The sequence below is a fragment of the Ruminococcoides intestinale genome (assembly GCF_040095935.1).
Lineage (GTDB): Bacteria > Bacillota > Clostridia > Oscillospirales > Acutalibacteraceae > Ruminococcoides > Ruminococcoides intestinale.
Map to the genome: position 1 here is coordinate 416,070 of NZ_JBBMFQ010000001.1, position 17,281 is coordinate 433,350.

Below are 17,281 nucleotides of genomic sequence, written 5' to 3' on the forward strand. Positions count from 1 at the left end.
ACTTCAATAGGAGAATTGTTATGAATATTAAAAAAATAAGTGCTTTATTACTTGCTGTATTATTAATTGCAAGCACCGCCGTTTTTTCTGTTTCAGCGGTGTCACGCAGTTATTCGTATATTTATAATTATGCGTTAAAAGTAAAGATGGATATTTCATCTACCGGTGGAAAAAAGCCGTACGCATATTACTATTATGACCATAGTTATAAGTTGGCAGAAGAAATTTTATCTTTATCGGAAGAAACGGAGAGTATAGAATTACAAAATAAATATGATGAATTAAAGGATTTTTATGAGAATCCGTGGATAAGCCCAAGTGGTGCCGGCTATACTTGCTATTATGCTGTTAATGAGAAAAACGATAATAACTGGTACTCTGACGAAATTTGGAATACATTTGTTGAAAAAAGAGAAAAGCTTTTTAATGCCCTTAGTGTTAACAATCCGAATTTTGAACTTAAAGAGTATGGCGAGGGAATTTTAGATAAAGATTATACTATTAAACAACAGAAATACATAAGTGAATGTTTCTATGAATTATTGGAAGTTTTTAATACAATGACCTGTCAGAATATTGTTCTCGGTGACGTTAACGGTGACGGAGTTGTTAGTGTAGTAGATGCTACGCTTGTTCAAAAATATATAGTAGGTGAGGTTGATTTTAACTGTGCACAGAAGTTGAGAGCAAGAGTGAATTGGAATGCCTTTCCCATAACTGTCAAAGAGAGCACTACCATACAAAAATATATTGTCGGTTGTACAGATGTATATTTCTATACCGGTGGAATTGTTGAAAATGAAAGCGATTTTGCAACATCTTTGGATAACTGGGAGATTTGTTCTCAGTGGTAATTAAAGTTATATCAAAAAAGACTTCGTACTCTGTTGCGAAGTCTTTTTCTGTTTTAACATAACATTACGATTGATTACAGCTGTGTAACTGTCATTTACAAAAACGAGATATTGTGGTAGAATTTAAAATGTTGAATTATGTAAAACTGTCGGATATTACAGATGTTTGTCCGAAAGCTATTTTGTATCGGAGGTTTTATTGATGGAAGCTTACAAAAAGGAATTCATTGAATTTATGGTTGATTGTCAGGTTCTCAAATTTGGTGATTTTGTTACAAAGAGCGGAAGAAAAACTCCTTTCTTCGTAAACACAGGTTTCTACAGAACAGGCGCTCAGCTCCGCCGTCTCGGTCAGTATTATGCAGAGGCTGTCAACAGCAAGTTCGGTCTTGATTTTGATGTTCTTTTCGGACCTGCATACAAGGGCATTCCGCTTTCTGTTGCCGCAACTATCGCAATCAGCGAAAAATACGGTCAGGATATCCGTTATTGCTCAAACAGAAAAGAAGTTAAGGATCACGGCGACAAGGGCATTCTTCTCGGCAGTCCTATCAATGACGGTGACAGGGTTGTTATCATCGAAGATGTTACAACAGCAGGCACTTCAATTGAAGAAACTCTCCCGATTATCAAGGCTCAGGGCGATGTAAACCCAATCGGTCTTGTTGTTTCCGTTGACCGTATGGAGCGTGGCAAGGGTACAAAGAGCGCACTTTCCGAGATTGAAGAAAAGTACGGCCTTAAAACAACTGCAATCGTAACAATGGCAGAGGTTGTTGAACACCTTTACAACAAGGAATACAAGGGCAAGGTTATTATTGACGACAAGCTCAAAGCCGCTATTGACGCTTACTATGAGCAGTACGGCGTAAAGGAATAACAGCTTTTAATTATTAATATTAATCAGTCGGGGCGGTTTTATCCGCCCCCAAAGTTTGAAAAAACTTATTTTGCGGTGGGGATAATATGGCACGGACAACCGATAACGAACACAGCGGTCATCGTGAAAGAATGCGTAAAAAGTTCATAGAAAACGGCTTTGATGTGTTTGAAACGCACGAGGCTCTTGAAATGTTCCTTTACTATGCTATTCCGAGAAAGGACACAAATCCTCTTGCACATCGTCTGCTTGACCGTTATATCACTGTCGGCGGAGTGTGTGACGCTCCGATTGACGAGCTTATGAAGGAATTCGGTCTGTCTGAAAATGCCGCCGCATTGCTCAAAATGTTGCCCGAAATGGCAAGGCTTTATACCGAATCAAAGATGTCACATGATAATATCATCGACTATGAAAATCTCGGTAAAATATTTAAAGCAAAATTTATCGGTCGAACAAACGAATGTGTCGCTCTCATGCTCGGTGATGCAAAGGGCAAGATGATTTATTTTGATATAATTTCAAAAGGTTCACTCAATTCATCCGATATGCCCGTCAGAAAAATTGTTGATTTGTCACTTCGTCACAATGCCAAAACTGCGTTTATAGCACATAATCATCCCAGCGGAACAGCTCTGCCTTCGGGAAGTGACCTTGACACAACAATAGTTTTGAAGAGTACGCTTGCAACTGTCGGAGTTGAGCTTATCGACCATTTCATAATAACCGATGATGATTATGTTTCTCTCCGTGAAAGCAGGCTTGCGGGGAACATCTTCTATTATGAAAAGTAATAATGTTCTTTAAAAGAAACATTTGACAATTTAAAACATCTGTTCTATAATTAAAATCGAAATTTTGTTCGGATATGTTTTCTGTTACAGGACTTTTGTAATAAAGAGCCTTGTAACAGGAAACATAATAAAAAATCCGTATTTGGAATGTGATGTGTATTATGGAATTTAAACTTCATTCAAAATATCAGCCGACAGGCGACCAGCCGCAGACAATCGAAAAGCTTGTAAACAGTATAAATGCAGGCAACCGTGAACAGACGCTCCTCGGTGTAACGGGTTCGGGTAAAACTTTTACAATGGCAAATGTTATTCAGAGGGTTCAAAGACCGACACTTGTGCTTGCACACAACAAAACTCTTGCGGCTCAGCTTTGCAGTGAGTTCAAAGAGTTCTTTCCGGAAAATGCGGTTGAATATTTTGTGTCATACTACGATTACTATCAGCCTGAGGCATATGTTGCACAGACGGATACTTATATTGAAAAAGACAGTTCAATCAATGACGAGATTGATAAACTCCGCCACAGCGCAACGCTTGCACTTTCCGAAAGACGAGATGTAATTATTGTTGCCTCGGTTTCTTGCATATACAGCCTGGGCGATCCTATTGACTACCGTAATATGGTAATCTCACTTCGTCCCGGAATGGAAAAGTCCCGTGACGAGCTTGTAAAAAAGCTTGTTGAACTGCAGTATGAACGCAATGATGTAAGCTTTACCCGTAATAAATTCAGGGTTCGTGGTGATGTGGTTGAAATTTTCCCTGCCGCATCAAACGATTCTATAATCCGTGTCGAATTTTTCGGAGATGAAATCGACAGAATTTCCGAAATCAATCCGCTTACGGGCGAACTCAAAGCTGTTCTGAAACATGCCGCAATCTATCCTGCGTCACACTACATTGTGTCGGGAGATAAGATGAAAAAGGCTCTTGCGGAAATTGACAGGGAGCTTGAGGAAAGACTTGCATATTTTCGTGAAAACGGAAAGCTCCTTGAGGCACAACGACTTGAACAGCGTACAAGGTACGATATGGAAATGTTGCAGGAAATCGGATTTTGTACGGGTATCGAGAACTATTCAAGAATAATGTCGGGCAGAGCGCCGGGCTCATCGCCGTACACGCTTTTAAGCTATTTCCCCGATGATTTTCTGCTCTTTGTCGATGAGTCCCATGTAACGCTTCCACAGGTACGGGGAATGTTTGCGGGTGACTATGCAAGAAAAAAGAGCCTTATTGACTACGGTTTCAGACTTCCGTCTGCACTTGATAACCGTCCGCTCAACTTTGACGAATTCTATTCAAAAATAAATCAGGCTGTTTATGTAAGCGCAACACCGGGCGATTTTGAGCTTGAAAAATCGGCTGTTGTTGCAGAGCAGATTATCAGACCTACAGGACTTCTTGATCCTGAAATTTCGGTAAGACCAACCGAAGGTCAGCTCGATGACCTTGTGTCCGAAATCAATATCCGTACAGCCAAAAATCAAAGAACACTTGTCACAACCCTTACCAAGAAAATGGCGGAAGACCTTACCGCATATCTTGAAAAGCTGGGTATCAGGGTTCGTTATATGCACCATGACATTGACACCGTTGAAAGAATGGAGATTGTCCGTGATTTAAGACTCGGAGAATTTGATGTTCTTGTCGGAATCAACCTTCTGCGTGAAGGACTTGATATTCCCGAGGTTTCTCTTGTTGCCGTACTTGATGCCGACAAAGAGGGATTTCTCCGTTCAACCCGTTCGCTTATTCAGATTGCCGGCAGAGCCGCACGAAACAGCGAGGGTACGGTTATTATGTATGCCGACAGCGTAACACCGTCAATGAAGGTTGCAATAACCGAAACACAGCGCCGCCGTGAAATTCAGAATAAATATAATGTTGAGCACGGCATCGTTCCAAAGACTATTGTCAAAAAGGTCAGCGATATACTTGAAATTTCTACTCACGATGACAGTGAATTTAAAAATACAAAAAAGCTTTCAAAGGCACAGAAACAACAGTTGATAGAAAAACTGACAAAGGAAATGAAAGCTGCCGCAAAGTTGCTTGAATTTGAACACGCCGCATATCTGCGTGACAAAATCAAAAAACTGCGTGGTGAAAAATGATAAAGGAAGAGTAAAATGCCAAGAAAGAAAACCACCGATTATGATAATACCAGTATCACAACGCTAAAGGGTGCCGACCGTGTCCGTAAGCGTCCTGCCGTAATTTTCGGCTCGGACGGTATTGACGGCTGTCAGCACTCCGTGTTTGAGATTCTTTCGAACTCAATAGATGAGGCGAGAGAGGGTTACGGTAAAAAAATCACAGTTACACGCTATTCCGACGGCTCAATTGAGGTTGAAGATCACGGCAGAGGAATTCCCGTTGACTACAACGAAAACGAAAAGCGCTACAACTGGGAACTGGTTTTCTGCGAACTCTATGCCGGCGGCAAGTATAATAACAGCGAGGGTGAAAGCTACGAATTTTCCCTTGGTATGAACGGCCTCGGTCTTTGTTCAACCCAGTACAGCTCCGAGTATATGGATGTTGATATCCGCCGTGACGGCTACCGATACACTCTCCGTTTTGAAAAAGGCGAGATTGTCGGCAAGCTTAAAAAAGAGCCGTACAGCAAAAAGGATACGGGTACAAAAATTCATTGGAAACCCGACCTCGAAGTCTTTACGGATATCGACATTCAGCCCGAATATTTTCTTGACATAATGAAAAGACAGGCTATTGTCAACGCAGGAATTGAATTTGTTTTCCGCAATCAAAACGGCAAAAGCTTTGATACGACAAGCTATAACTATGTAAACGGTATTGTTGACCATGTTGCCGAGGTAGTCGGTGAAAACGGACTCAGCTCAATTCAGCATTGGGAAACCGAGGTTAAAACCCGTGACCGTGACGATAAGCCCGAATATAAGTGCAAAATGGATATCTCGGTTGCATTTTCAAATAAAGTGCATCTCACCGAATACTACCACAACTCAAGCTGGCTTGAACACGGCGGCGCTCCCGATAAGGCGGTGCGGAATGCCTTTGTTTACCAGATTGATAGCTACTTAAAACAAAATAATAAATATAACAAAACCGAAAGCAAAATCAAGTATGACGATGTTGAGGACAGCCTTGTGTGCGTTATTTCGTCTTTTTCAAGTGTTTCATCATATGAAAACCAGACCAAAAAGGCGGTTACAAACAAGGGTATTCAGGACGCTATGACTGCATTTCTCCGTCAAAGTCTTGAAGTCTATTTTATTGAAAATCCGCTTGAGGCAGAAAAAATCTGCGAACAGGTGCTTATCAATAAGCGCAGCCGTGAAAATGCTGAGAAAACACGACTTAACATAAAGAAAAAGCTTTCGGGCAATCTCGACATAACAAACCGTGTTGCAAAATTTGTCGATTGCAGAAGTAAAGACACGGAACAGCGTGAACTGTTCATAGTAGAGGGTGATTCTGCTCTCGGTGCCTGTAAACAGGCAAGAAACCCCGATTTTCAGGCGATTATGCCAATCAGAGGTAAAATACTTAACTGCCTTAAAGCCGACTACGATAAGATTTTTAAGAGCGAAATCATTACCGATTTGCTCAAGGTTCTCGGTTGCGGTGTTGAGGTTAAGTCAAAAGCAAACAAGAATCTTTCAAGCTTTGATATGAACGCACTTCGTTGGAGCAAAATTATTCTCTGCACCGATGCCGATGTTGACGGCTTCCAGATCAGAACTCTTTTACTTACCATGCTTTACAGACTTACACCTACACTCATTGAAGAAGGCAAGGTGTTTATTGCCGAATCGCCTCTTTATGAAATTACATCCAAAAACGATGTTTATTTTGCATACGATGAAGTTGAAAAGGATAAGTTCATTGAACAGCTCGGCAAGGAGAAATTCACAATTCAGCGTTCAAAAGGTCTTGGTGAGAACGAACCCGATATGATGAACCTTACCACAATGAACCCCGAGTCACGCAGACTTATCAAGGTTCTTCCTGCCGATGCAGAACAGACAGCGGAAATTTTTGATGTTCTTCTCGGTGACAATCTTCAGGGAAGAAAAGATTATATAGTAGAACACGGCAACGAATATATTGACCAGCTTGATGTAAGCTGATTGGAGGTGGAAATAAATGGCGAAAAAATCTTCAAAGACTCCCCGCAGAACTTCACCGTCAAAAACTCACGGTGTAATCAACGGTGCGGGTGAAGTAGTGGAACAGCCAATCGTTTCCACTATCAGAGAGAACTATATGCCGTATGCAATGAGCGTAATTCTCTCCCGTGCAATTCCCGAAATCGACGGGTTCAAGCCATCGCACAGAAAGCTCCTGTATATGATGTACAAAATGGGACTTCTGAACGGCGGAAGAACAAAATCGGCAAACATTGTCGGTGCAACAATGAAGCTCAATCCTCACGGCGACTCTGCAATTTACGACACAATGGTTCGTCTTTCAAGGGGCTATGAGGCACTTTTGCATCCGTATGTAGATTCAAAGGGTAATTTCGGTAAATTCTACAGCCGTGACATGGCGTGGGCGGCATCCCGTTATACTGAGGCAAAGCTTGACGCAATCTGCAACGAGCTGTTTCGTGATATAGACAAAGATACCGTAGATTTTGTAGATAACTACGATAATACAATGAAAGAACCGTCACTTTTGCCGGTTGCATTTCCGTCTGTACTTGTAAACGCAAACACAGGTATTGCCGTTGGTATGGCGTCAAATATCTGTTCATTCAATCTGCGTGAAATCTGCGAAACAACAGCGGCACTAATCCGTGATCCCGACCATGATATAAAGTCAACTCTGCCGGCTCCTGATTTTACAGGCGGTTGTCAGATTATCTATGACGAAAATGTCATCAATCAAGTCTATGAAACCGGCAGAGGAAGTATCAAACTCCGTGCAAAGTATGTCTATGACAAGTCTGCAAACTGTATAGATATACTTTCAATTCCTGCCACAACAACTTGTGAGGTTATCATTGAAAAGGTAATCGACCTTGTAAAGCAGGGTAAAGTCAAGGAAATTTCCGATATTCGTGACGAAACAGGTATTGACGGACTTAAAATTACAATTGACCTCAAGCGTGGCATTGATGCCGACAAGCTTATGACAAAGCTTTACCGCTTTACAACACTCGAAGATTCCTATGCCTGCAACTTCAATGTGCTTATTGCAGGTGTTCCGAGAGTTCTCGGTGTAAAGGCGTTGCTTGAAGAATGGATTGCTTTCAGAATTGAGTGTGTCAGAAGAAGAACATATTTTGACCGCAACAAAAAAGCTGACAAGCTTCATCTTTTAAGAGGTCTTGAAAAAATTCTTCTCGATATTGACAAGGCAGTAAAGATTGTTCGTGAAACCGATGAAGAATCCGATGTTGTGCCAAACCTTATGATTGGATTCGGAATTGACGAAATACAGGCTGAATATGTTGCCGAAATAAAACTTCGTCACCTTAACCGTGAATACATTTTAAAGCGTACAAAAGACCTTGAAGACCTTGAAAAAGAGATTGCCGAGCTTGACGAAATTTTAAAGAGCAAGGCAAGAATCAAGACAATCATTGTCAAAGAACTCAAATCAATTGCCGAGAAATACGGTCAGCCGAGAAAGAGTATCATAATCTATGACGATGTTGCAAGATATGAGGAAGAGACAGTCGAGATTCCCGATTATCCTGTTAATCTTTTCTTTACAAAAGAGGGATATTTCAAGAAGATTACTCCGCAGTCGCTCAGAATGAGCGGTGAACAAAAGCTCAAAGACGGTGACGAAATCATTCAGGAGCTTGAGTTCACAAACAACTGCGACCTTTTGTTCTTTACAGACAAGTGTCAGGTGTATAAGGCAAAGGCTGATGATTTTGCACAGACAAAGGCAAGCGTACTCGGTGACTATGTTGCCGCAAAGCTTGGCTTTGATGAAGGCGAAAATGCTGTGAAAATGGTTGTTACAAAAGATTACAAGGGTATGCTGCTCTTTGCTTTTGAAAACGGCAAGGCTGCAAAAGTTCCGCTTGAATCCTACGCAACAAAGACTAACCGTAAAAAGCTCACGGGCGCATATTCCGACAAATCTCCGCTTGTCGGACTTCTCTATATACCTGAGGACGAAGAGGTACTCTTCAAGGCGTCATCGGGAAATATGCTCCTTGTTCACACGGGTGCACTCGCTCTCAAAACAACCCGTTCAACACAGGGTGTTGCCGTTCTCAAGCCCCAAAAAGGTCACAGACTTTTTAGCATAGAACGCTATAAAGACGGTACTTTTACAAATCCAAAGCGTTACAGAACAGGTTCACTTCCTGCAAGAGGTGCGTTGCCCGTGAACGATGATTCAAAAGACGAACAGCTTTCGCTGATTTGATTTTGAAAAAATTAATAAAAATCTTGTAATATCTCTTGAAAAAGCTGTGTTTATGTGGTATTATAAAACAGTTATTAAAGCAGAATTTGTTTTATTCGTATTTATTAAATGAAAGGAAGATAAAAATGAGCATTTGGGGCATTGTTTTAGGCGTATTGCTCGCAATCGTATCTGTTGCCATTATCGTTGTAATTATCCTTCAGGAGGGTAATCAGCAGGGTATCGGTGCTGTAACAGGTGTTGCCGATTCTTATTTCTCAAAGAATAAGGCTCGTTCGATTGATGCGTTCCTCTCACGCTGGACAAAAGTTTTTGCTGCAATATTCGTAATTTTTGTAATTGCACTTAATGTGCTTTCAAAGTTCGGTATACTGTAAGCATATTAACTTAATAATCAGCATAAAATTAACCGTCAGGGCAATCCTCTGGCGGTTTTACTTTTTATATGGAGTTGTTAAAAATGCCTTGGTGGGGAATATGTCTGATTATTTTTGTAACATTTATAACTTTCGCAATCTTGCACTTTCTCGGCAAAAACAAGCATCCGTTCAAACGCTCTCTGCTTTCAATGACTTTGGGAGCGGCAACATTGTTTGCGGTCAATTTGACGGGAGCTTTTACGGGCGTAACTTTGCCCATAAGCCTTTTATCACTTTTGGTATCAATAATAGGAGGAATACCCGGAGTAACGCTTATGCTCGGTCTTAATCTTTTTTTCTGAATAATCACAGAAGGGGCGGTCACATCGACAGCCCCTTAATTGTTTGTATGAAATTTTATACAATGCCGTAAAGTTCCTCAAGAGCCTCACCAACGGTTTCTTTGTCTTTGGTCAGGAGTGCAAGCATAATTTTGTACGCTTTTTTCGGGTTGTCAAGAAAATTTTTTTTGAGAATAAGAGCCTGTTCCATTTCGGGAGCATAAACATCAAGCTTCATCAAATCCATATCACCGCCGGACACCGAACATTTAACAGTAAATCCGTTTGAACTTTTTACAATATCAACCTTGTTTTCAATCTCATTTTTCTTTACGGCAAGGAGCTTAACCGCACAAGCGTATGCCTTTTCTTTGATAGAGTACGCAAGAATGCTGTCAAGCTGTTTTGCAATTTCAACACCGTTTTCCGTGAGCGCATATGTTTTGTGTTCATCATCGGCAGGCACAAGGTTACCGTTTGTAACAAGGTCGTCAAAGGCGGAACTTGTTTCAAAATAATTGGCAAGTCCCTGCTTTAGAATTGCCTGTATGACAATTCCTTTGTCTATATTTTCTTTTACGGAATTATACAAATAACATATCAAGGTTTTAATTTCGTTTTTGCTTCTCATTCCACCGGGATTAATACCCTCGTCAAATGTATCGAAAGCCATAAAATCACCTGCTTTTGCTGATAGATTCGTAGTGACAGCTTAATTTGTGCAAAAATAACTTAAATTATATCTGTCTATTGTTATTATAGCACATTATCTTCACAAAAGCAAAGAGGTTGTGCGTATTTATTTTATTCATTATTAAGTAAATTTGCAAGAGTTACACTGTCAAGGTAATTATTGATTAAATTGTCAAGCTGTTGCCAGATAGGATGTGAGGGACACGATTCCATATGATTGCAATGTTCGTGAGTTTTTGAAGTACATGGGACAGATGCAAGGTCGCCTTCCGTAAGCCTGAGAATTTCACCGAGTGAATAATCTTTTGGTTCTTTGGTCAGCTTATATCCGCCGCCCTTTCCTTTTACGCCCTCAAGCAGATTGCGGTCAACAAGGGTTTTGAGTATGCCTTCCATATATTTTTTGGAAATATTCTGTCTTTCTGCAATTTCTTTGAGCGGAATATATCTGTTCTGCCCGTTTTTTGCCAGATCGACAAGCACATACAGCGTGTAACGACCTTTACTTGAAATCAGCATAAAATTATCCCCTTTTGGCAAGGCTTGCATATTTTGTAAGCCTGTTTTGCTTATATACCTTGATTATATACAAAAAACGATAAAAATGCAATACCAACCCATTGACAAAATGGGTTGAAAAGGTTATATTTTAATTATCCACTCCTTTGGTGGGTTGATAATATAACAAGGTGGGATTATGAAATGGCAGACAAATTACTTGATGTAAACGGTTTGACTGTAAGTGTAGAGGAAAAGGAAATTCTGCACGATATAAATCTTAGTATAAACAAAGGTGAAACGCATGTGCTTATGGGACCTAACGGTGCAGGCAAGTCAACGCTTGGATTTGCACTTATGGGCAGTCCTAAATATACGCTTAATTCAGGCGAAATACTTTTTAACGGAAAAAACATTAACGATGAAACACCCGATAAAAGGTCAAAGGACGGAATTTTTCTTTCATTCCAAAGTCCCCTTGAAGTTCCTGGGCTTTCACTTTCATCATTTATTCGTAATGCTCTTGAAAAGAACCGTGGCAAAAGAATCCGCCTTTGGGACTTTAAAAAAGAGCTCAGGGAGGCTATGGAGCTTTTGCAGATGGATCCGTCATATTCCGAGCGTGATCTAAATGTAGGTTTTTCGGGCGGTGAAAAGAAAAAAGCAGAAATTTTGCAGATGCTTTTACTCAATCCAAAGCTTGCAATTCTTGACGAAACAGACTCGGGTCTTGATGTTGATGCGGTTCGCACAGTTTCAAAGGGCGTTGAACACTATCAGAAAAACCGTGACGGTGCATTGCTCATCATCACACACAGCACAGGTATTCTCGAATCTCTCAAAGTTGATTATACCCATATTATGGTAAACGGCCATATAGTTAAAACAGGCGACGCATCGTTGATTGATGAAATCAATGAACACGGTTTTGAGAAGTATCTTGAACTTTATGCAGAAAAGTTCTGACGGAGGTATTAAGATGAAAGAAAGAACATATGTCGATGATGTTGACAGAAGTGTCTACGATATCAAAGACGAAGAAAATGATGCCTACCGTATCAAATCAGGTCTTGATGCCTCAATCGTAGAAAAAATTTCAAAGGAAAAGAACGATCCCGTGTGGATGCAGAATTTCCGTTTGCAGTCACTTCAAATTTATAATGAACTCAAAGTTCCAAACTGGGGACCGCCCATTGACGGACTTAATATGGACAATATTGCAACCTATGTCCGTCCGAACACAAGGATGACCGCAAAATGGTCGGAAGTCCCCGAAGATATCAAGAATACATTTGAAAGACTCGGTATTCCTCAGGCAGAGAGAAAGTCCCTTGCAGGTGTCGGAGCACAGTATGATTCCGAGCTTGTGTACCACAATGTTCGTGAAGAGGTTGCCGCACAGGGCGTAGTATATACCGATATGGAGAGTGCGTTAAAGGGCGAGTATGCCGACATGGTAAAAAAATATTTTATGAAACTTGTCCGTCCGAATGACCACAAATTTGCCGCACTTCACGGTGCAGTATGGTCAGGAGGTTCGTTTGTGTATGTTCCGCCGGGAGTATCTGTAGAAATTCCGTTGCAGTCATATTTCAGACTTAATGCACCCGGTGCAGGTCAGTTTGAACACACGCTCATTATCGTTGACGAGGGTGCAGACCTGCATTTTATAGAGGGTTGTTCTGCTCCGAAATATAACATAGCAAATCTTCACGCAGGATGCGTTGAGCTTTTTGTAAAGAAAAATGCAAGACTCAGATATTCAACAATTGAAAACTGGTCAAAAAATATGTACAACCTTAACACCAAAAGAGCGCTTGTTGAAGATGGCGGTACTATGGAATGGGTATCGGGTTCATTCGGTTCTCATGTGTCGTATCTTTATCCGATGACAATTTTAAAAGGCGACCGTTCAAGAATGGAGTTTACGGGCATTACATTTGCAGGCAAGGGACAGAATCTTGATACAGGCGCAAAAGTAGTTCATATCGGCAAAGAAACATCTTCGTTTATGAACACAAGGTCAATTTCAAAAGACGGCGGTATCAGCACATTCAGAAGCTCCGTTGTTGTAAACAAATCTGCCGAAAATGCAAAATCTGCCGTTTCGTGTCAGTCGCTTATGCTTGATTCAAAGTCACGCTCAGATACTATTCCTGTAATGGATATCAGAACTCCGCACGCAGATATCGGTCATGAGGCGAAAATAGGCAGAATCAGCGATGAGGCTGTATTCTACCTTATGTCAAGAGGTCTTAGTGAAGAGGATGCAAGGGCGATGATAGTCAGCGGTTTTGCAGACAATGTGTCAAAGGAACTTCCGCTTGAATATGCGGTTGAAATGAACAATCTCATTCAGCTTGAGATGAAGGGCAGTATCGGATAAGGAGGACATTATGGTTGATAATAAAGACTTAACAGTGAACTTTCTTCCGTCACCCACTTGGAACCGATTGGGAGTGAATCGGGCAAAAATCCGAAATATTCCCGTTGACGGTTGGAACAGTATTCCTGTTCAAAAAGAAATAATCGAAAAATATACAAATATTTCAGATTCAAAAATCTGGGATTCATTTGCAAATATTCAGACAGGTATGGGCGAGGAGATTGACGAAATCTCAAAAATATCACAGCCTGAAAAAATCAGAATATCGGCTGATAAAACAAAAAGCGAAAAGCTGTTTTTTAATTGCAAAAACGGTGAAAACGCTTTTGCAGATGTAGAACTTTACGCTCCCGAAAACACAGAACTTACCGTGTTTATGGCAATGCAGTCAGCGTGGAATGCAAACGGTATTTGTGCCGTAAGAACGAAATTTAAAGCTGAAAAAGGCGCAAAAATCAGACTCGTACAGCTTAATCTCCTTTCGCAAAATTTCCGCTTTATAAACGATGTCGGTGCAGAATGTGAAGATAATGCAACCGCAGAGATATTACAGCTTTTTATCGGCGGAAATGAAACCTATACAGGCACAAAGACAACGCTTTTGGGCAGGCAGAGCAATCTTGACCTCAATGTCGGCTACTATTGCAAGGACGAGCAGTTGCTTGATATGAACTATGTTGCCGAGCATATCGGCAAAAAGACCGTCAGCTCAATGAATGCCGGAGGTGTCTTGAGAGATAAAGCACATAAATTATTCCGTGGTACAATTGATTTCCCACTCGGCTCATCAGGTGCAAAAGGTGACGAGAACGAAGATGTTCTAATTTTAGGTGAAGATGTAATCAATCAGACCGTACCGCTCATTCTTTGTGCGGAAGAGGATGTTGAGGGCAACCACGGTGCGTCAATCGGCAGACCGTCCGATGATGTGCTTTTCTATCTTGCAAGCAGAGGTCTTGACGAAGAAGAGGCTTGTAACCTTATGGCTCGTGCAAAGCTTGACGCTTTATGCTCGAAAATCGGTGATGAAGAGCTTGAAACGCTTGCAAAATCCTGTCTGGAGGAGGTTACAGGCTATGCAAATGAAAAACTTTAAGGAAGATTTTCCGCTTTTGCGAGAAAATCCTGTAGTCTATCTCGACAGTGCCGCAACTGCTCAAAGACCTGAATCAGTTATAAATTCGGAAATGGAGTTCTACAAAAAATGCAATGCAAATCCTCTGCGTGGACTTTATGATTTGGGTTTCAAAGCAACCGAGTGTTATGAGCAATCCCGTGAAACAGTCAGAAAGTTCATTAATGCAAGGTCGGAGCGTGAAATAATATTTACACGCAATGCAACCGAGAGCCTCAATCTTGTTGCCTACAGCTACGGAATGAATTTCCTAAAAAAAAGTGACGAAATTCTTGTCACTGTAATGGAACACCACAGCAACCAGTTGCCATGGAGAGTTGTTGCAGAAAAAACGGGCGCAGCGGTAAAGTACATTGAATGCAACTCTGACGGCACAATTACCGAAGAACAGCTGAAACAGGCTTTTTCGGAGCGTACAAGGCTTGTGGCAGTAACTCACATATCAAATGTACTCGGTTGCAAAACTCCCATAAAGCGTATCACAGAGCTTGCAAAGGAATGCGGTGCAGTTGTTGTGCTTGACGCATCACAGAGCGTTCCGCACATTCCCGTTGATGTTCAGTCGCTTGATGTAGATTTTCTTGCATTTTCCGGTCACAAACTTATGGCACCCTTCGGAATCGGTGTATTGTACGGCAAAGAAAGCCTTCTTGAAAAAATGCCGCCGTTTTTAACGGGCGGTGAGATGATTGATTCCGTTACAAGGGACAAGGTTATCTATTCCGATTTACCGCATAAATTCGAGGCAGGAACGGTAAATGCGGCTGGCGCATGGGGGTTGAAAACCGCAATTGAATATATTCAAAATATTGGTTTTGATACAATTGGCGGTATTGAAGAAGAACTTACCAAAAGAGCCTTTGACGGACTTATGAAAATTCCTCACATCCATATTCAAGGAAGTAACAACCCGAAAGAGCATTGCGGAATTATCAGCTTTACAATTGACGGAGTTCATCCGCATGATGTCAGCAGTATTCTTGACGCTGACGGTATTGCAGTCCGTGCAGGACACCATTGCGCACAGCCTTTGATGGAATTTTTAGGCGTTCCGTCAACAACAAGGGCAAGCATTTATTTCTACAATACGAAAGATGACATTGATGCATTTTTGAACAGCGTGTCATCTGTCAGAAGGAGAATGGGATATGGAGAATAACAGAAGCTTTTACAATGAAATCCTGACCGATCACAATCTTCATCCAATGCACAAACATCCGCTTGATACGGCAACGGCAAGCCTTGAGGGTGTGAATCCAAGCTGCGGTGATGACATTGTGCTTAATCTTAATATCAAAGACGGTGTGATTACAGACGGTTCGTTTACAGGTGACGGCTGTGCAATTTCTCAGGCGTCAGCCGATATTATGCTTGATTTGATTATCGGCAAAACAGTTGATGAAGCCGAACATCTGAAAGATATTTTCCTTAAAATGATTCAAGGCAAAGCAACTGACGAAGAAATTGAAGAGCTTGAGGAGGGCGGAGCATTGTCTGACATTTCTCATATGCCTGCCCGTGTAAAATGTGCAGTTCTCGGTTGGCACACATTTGAAAACATTGTAAAAGAATAATTTACTGAATTTAATATTTTATAAAACACATTCGGGGAACAGATAAAATAATTTCTGTTCCCCGATTTTTATTTAAAAAATCGGGATTAATGTATTAAAATAACTAATACAAATCTTGACAAATATTGCTTTAAAATAGTATAATAAAAGTGCAAAGAGGTGATACTTATGAAAAAGAAATGTACTCTCGTTTTAATATCCGTATTGACAGTTGTCTGCATTGTATCTGCATATTTGCTTTTCTTTTATAATCCTTCATTTAATATGGTTTACGATTCCGACACAGATTCATATTTTAACAACAGTTACCTGTCCTATAATGACGGAACGCTTGCAGCGGCAGATTACAGAAAAACTAAGGTTACAGCTTATGATTCAAAAAACAATTCAACCGTAAATTTGCCTTCAAACGGTTGTCTGATTAACGATAATTTATTCTATATTAACGGCAATAAGCTCTGCTGTCTTGATACAACAACAAACACACGAAAAATCATAGACACCGATTGCCGAAGTTTTGTTTGTAACAATGAAGTTATTGCTTATACAAAGAATGATTCTGTAATATTGAAAAACTCTGATACCATTGAAAATATAGGGAATATTAAGTTTGATAATCAGATTTATTATATAAATATTTCAGATGGCAATCTCTATATTGCGGAGCGTATTTTTGAGGATGAAACAGATGAATACGGTTACAGCCTCAAAGTAGGAAAGCAGTATATTTTCAAAAAATATGACCTGAAATCCTGCAAATTGCTCAAAAGTAAAAATGCAAATTATGTAAACGGACTTCGCTATGTAACGGTATGCCAAGACACTTTCTGGTTCTTTTGCGATGAAACCCAAACCGTAAACAATGTATGTCTTGATAAAGATGTAAATTATCCGACAATTCAGCATCCCGATGTTAAATTTATTACATCCAATAACGATTGTGTTTACTACATATCCGAGAAAACAGAATCGGCGATAATACGCAAAACGGTTGAAAGCCCCTATAACGGTATATGGAAACTCGAAGTCGGCTCTAATAAACCTGCTAAAATTGCTGACAAATGCGACTGTGACGAACTGCTTGCAACAAAGAATTTCTTGTATTGTTACACAATTAACTACATTTTGCCTCGAGGAGTGGCTAATTCATGGGTGAAAGGTTACTTAATTGATCAGCTTGCAATAAGCTGAAATTCATGAAAATACAGTAAGAAAGCATGATGATTTTTAACAGTCATTACTGCTGAAATTATTCACTCTTCCTTGTTATATATTCCAAATTTGCCGACAAAGCCGCATAATTTGTTGCATATTGTATTTTTTATAGTTATAATTAAATTGTAAAAATTATATGTATTGTTTTTGAAGGTATTTAGCAAGAATTAT

The 17,281-nt window shown here is 40.4% G+C and carries 15 protein-coding genes and 1 pseudogene; 14 read left to right on the forward strand and 2 right to left on the reverse strand.

Features of this window, described 5'->3' with window-relative positions; all coding sequences use genetic code 11:
- The first annotated feature begins 20 nt into the window (after positions 1 to 20).
- From WMO31_RS02010 to WMO31_RS02045, 8 genes are all read left to right on the forward strand, one after another.
- Entirely contained in the window at positions 21 to 854 is an 834-nt protein-coding gene (locus WMO31_RS02010) for a dockerin type I repeat-containing protein (protein WP_117950373.1), read from the forward strand.
- A gap of 202 nt (positions 855 to 1,056) precedes the next feature.
- Positions 1,057 to 1,734 carry an orotate phosphoribosyltransferase gene (gene pyrE / locus WMO31_RS02015; RefSeq protein WP_015523691.1) on the forward strand — a complete coding sequence of 226 codons (678 nt, stop codon included), beginning with the start codon at positions 1,057 to 1,059 and terminating at the stop codon, positions 1,732 to 1,734.
- 86 nt (positions 1,735 to 1,820) lie between these two features.
- Positions 1,821 to 2,528, forward strand: a complete 708-nt coding sequence (locus WMO31_RS02020) for a JAB domain-containing protein (protein WP_015523692.1) — start codon at positions 1,821 to 1,823, stop codon at positions 2,526 to 2,528.
- A gap of 161 nt (positions 2,529 to 2,689) precedes the next feature.
- The gene (gene uvrB / locus WMO31_RS02025) at positions 2,690 to 4,648 is read left to right on the forward strand and encodes an excinuclease ABC subunit UvrB (RefSeq protein WP_117930638.1); all 1,959 of its coding nucleotides are present in this window, start codon (positions 2,690 to 2,692) and stop codon (positions 4,646 to 4,648) included.
- Between the two features lie 15 nt (positions 4,649 to 4,663).
- On the forward strand, positions 4,664 to 6,649 hold the full coding sequence (locus WMO31_RS02030; protein WP_117846600.1) for a DNA gyrase/topoisomerase IV subunit B: 1,986 nt from the start codon (positions 4,664 to 4,666) through the stop codon (positions 6,647 to 6,649).
- Positions 6,650 to 6,665: 16 nt separating this feature from the next.
- A complete protein-coding gene (locus WMO31_RS02035) occupies positions 6,666 to 8,909 on the forward strand; it encodes a DNA gyrase subunit A (RefSeq protein WP_367999118.1) in 2,244 nt (747 codons plus the stop codon).
- Positions 8,910 to 9,034: 125 nt separating this feature from the next.
- Positions 9,035 to 9,286 carry a preprotein translocase subunit SecG gene (gene secG, locus WMO31_RS02040; protein WP_015523696.1) on the forward strand — a complete coding sequence of 84 codons (252 nt, stop codon included), beginning with the start codon at positions 9,035 to 9,037 and terminating at the stop codon, positions 9,284 to 9,286.
- An 83-nt stretch (positions 9,287 to 9,369) separates the two neighbouring features.
- On the forward strand, positions 9,370 to 9,630 hold the full coding sequence (locus WMO31_RS02045) for a pro-sigmaK processing inhibitor BofA family protein (RefSeq protein WP_021883287.1): 261 nt from the start codon (positions 9,370 to 9,372) through the stop codon (positions 9,628 to 9,630).
- A 55-nt stretch (positions 9,631 to 9,685) separates the two neighbouring features.
- On the opposite strand, the gene WMO31_RS02050 is transcribed toward WMO31_RS02045, so the two are convergent.
- Together WMO31_RS02050 and WMO31_RS02055 are read right to left on the reverse strand one after the other, a co-directional pair.
- Positions 9,686 to 10,282 (reverse strand): DUF4364 family protein, encoded by a 597-nt coding sequence (locus WMO31_RS02050; protein WP_117837462.1) that lies wholly within the window; start codon positions 10,280 to 10,282, stop codon positions 9,686 to 9,688.
- Positions 10,283 to 10,413: 131 nt separating this feature from the next.
- Positions 10,414 to 10,821 carry an RrF2 family transcriptional regulator gene (locus WMO31_RS02055; RefSeq protein WP_015523698.1) on the reverse strand — a complete coding sequence of 136 codons (408 nt, stop codon included), beginning with the start codon at positions 10,819 to 10,821 and terminating at the stop codon, positions 10,414 to 10,416.
- A gap of 183 nt (positions 10,822 to 11,004) precedes the next feature.
- Here WMO31_RS02055 and sufC point away from each other — a divergent pair, with 183 nt between their 5' ends.
- The 6 genes and pseudogenes from sufC to WMO31_RS02085 all read left to right on the forward strand — a co-directional run bounded on the left by sufC (position 11,005) and on the right by WMO31_RS02085 (position 17,086).
- A complete protein-coding gene (sufC, locus tag WMO31_RS02060; RefSeq protein WP_101069842.1) occupies positions 11,005 to 11,766 on the forward strand; it encodes a Fe-S cluster assembly ATPase SufC in 762 nt (253 codons plus the stop codon).
- Positions 11,729 to 13,186, forward strand: a pseudogene (gene sufB, locus WMO31_RS02065) (Fe-S cluster assembly protein SufB); the annotation flags it as partial. The gene sufC and the pseudogene sufB, both read left to right, overlap by 38 nt.
- Positions 13,187 to 13,196: 10 nt before the next feature.
- Positions 13,197 to 14,282 carry a SufB/SufD family protein gene (locus tag WMO31_RS02070; protein ID WP_367999119.1) on the forward strand — a complete coding sequence of 362 codons (1,086 nt, stop codon included), beginning with the start codon at positions 13,197 to 13,199 and terminating at the stop codon, positions 14,280 to 14,282.
- Positions 14,263 to 15,480, forward strand: coding sequence for an aminotransferase class V-fold PLP-dependent enzyme (locus WMO31_RS02075; RefSeq protein ID WP_367999120.1), 1,218 nt, complete (start codon positions 14,263 to 14,265; stop codon positions 15,478 to 15,480). Before WMO31_RS02070 ends, WMO31_RS02075 begins: the two co-directional genes overlap by 20 nt.
- The gene (gene sufU / locus WMO31_RS02080) at positions 15,470 to 15,895 is read left to right on the forward strand and encodes a Fe-S cluster assembly sulfur transfer protein SufU (protein WP_015523703.1); all 426 of its coding nucleotides are present in this window, start codon (positions 15,470 to 15,472) and stop codon (positions 15,893 to 15,895) included. Before WMO31_RS02075 ends, sufU begins: the two co-directional genes overlap by 11 nt.
- 168 nt (positions 15,896 to 16,063) lie before the next feature.
- Positions 16,064 to 17,086, forward strand: coding sequence for a hypothetical protein (locus WMO31_RS02085; protein ID WP_367999121.1), 1,023 nt, complete (start codon positions 16,064 to 16,066; stop codon positions 17,084 to 17,086).
- Positions 17,087 to 17,281 lie beyond the last annotated feature (195 nt).

What these genes read in the sequence shown, in the direction of transcription:
- WMO31_RS02010 (WP_117950373.1), top strand. Translation starts at nt 21, where the DNA reads ATGAATATTAAAAAAATAAGTGCTTTATTACTTGCTGTATTATTAATT.
- pyrE (WP_015523691.1), top strand. Translation starts at nt 1,057, where the DNA reads ATGGAAGCTTACAAAAAGGAATTCATTGAATTTATGGTTGATTGTCAG.
- WMO31_RS02020 (WP_015523692.1), top strand. Translation starts at nt 1,821, where the DNA reads ATGGCACGGACAACCGATAACGAACACAGCGGTCATCGTGAAAGAATG.
- uvrB (WP_117930638.1), top strand. Translation starts at nt 2,690, where the DNA reads ATGGAATTTAAACTTCATTCAAAATATCAGCCGACAGGCGACCAGCCG.
- WMO31_RS02030 (WP_117846600.1), top strand. Translation starts at nt 4,664, where the DNA reads ATGCCAAGAAAGAAAACCACCGATTATGATAATACCAGTATCACAACG.
- WMO31_RS02035 (WP_367999118.1), top strand. Translation starts at nt 6,666, where the DNA reads ATGGCGAAAAAATCTTCAAAGACTCCCCGCAGAACTTCACCGTCAAAA.
- secG (WP_015523696.1), top strand. Translation starts at nt 9,035, where the DNA reads ATGAGCATTTGGGGCATTGTTTTAGGCGTATTGCTCGCAATCGTATCT.
- WMO31_RS02045 (WP_021883287.1), top strand. Translation starts at nt 9,370, where the DNA reads ATGCCTTGGTGGGGAATATGTCTGATTATTTTTGTAACATTTATAACT.
- WMO31_RS02050 (WP_117837462.1), bottom strand. Translation starts at nt 10,282, where the DNA reads ATGGCTTTCGATACATTTGACGAGGGTATTAATCCCGGTGGAATGAGA.
- WMO31_RS02055 (WP_015523698.1), bottom strand. Translation starts at nt 10,821, where the DNA reads ATGCTGATTTCAAGTAAAGGTCGTTACACGCTGTATGTGCTTGTCGAT.
- sufC (WP_101069842.1), top strand. Translation starts at nt 11,005, where the DNA reads ATGGCAGACAAATTACTTGATGTAAACGGTTTGACTGTAAGTGTAGAG.
- WMO31_RS02070 (WP_367999119.1), top strand. Translation starts at nt 13,197, where the DNA reads ATGGTTGATAATAAAGACTTAACAGTGAACTTTCTTCCGTCACCCACT.
- WMO31_RS02075 (WP_367999120.1), top strand. Translation starts at nt 14,263, where the DNA reads ATGCAAATGAAAAACTTTAAGGAAGATTTTCCGCTTTTGCGAGAAAAT.
- sufU (WP_015523703.1), top strand. Translation starts at nt 15,470, where the DNA reads ATGGAGAATAACAGAAGCTTTTACAATGAAATCCTGACCGATCACAAT.
- WMO31_RS02085 (WP_367999121.1), top strand. Translation starts at nt 16,064, where the DNA reads ATGAAAAAGAAATGTACTCTCGTTTTAATATCCGTATTGACAGTTGTC.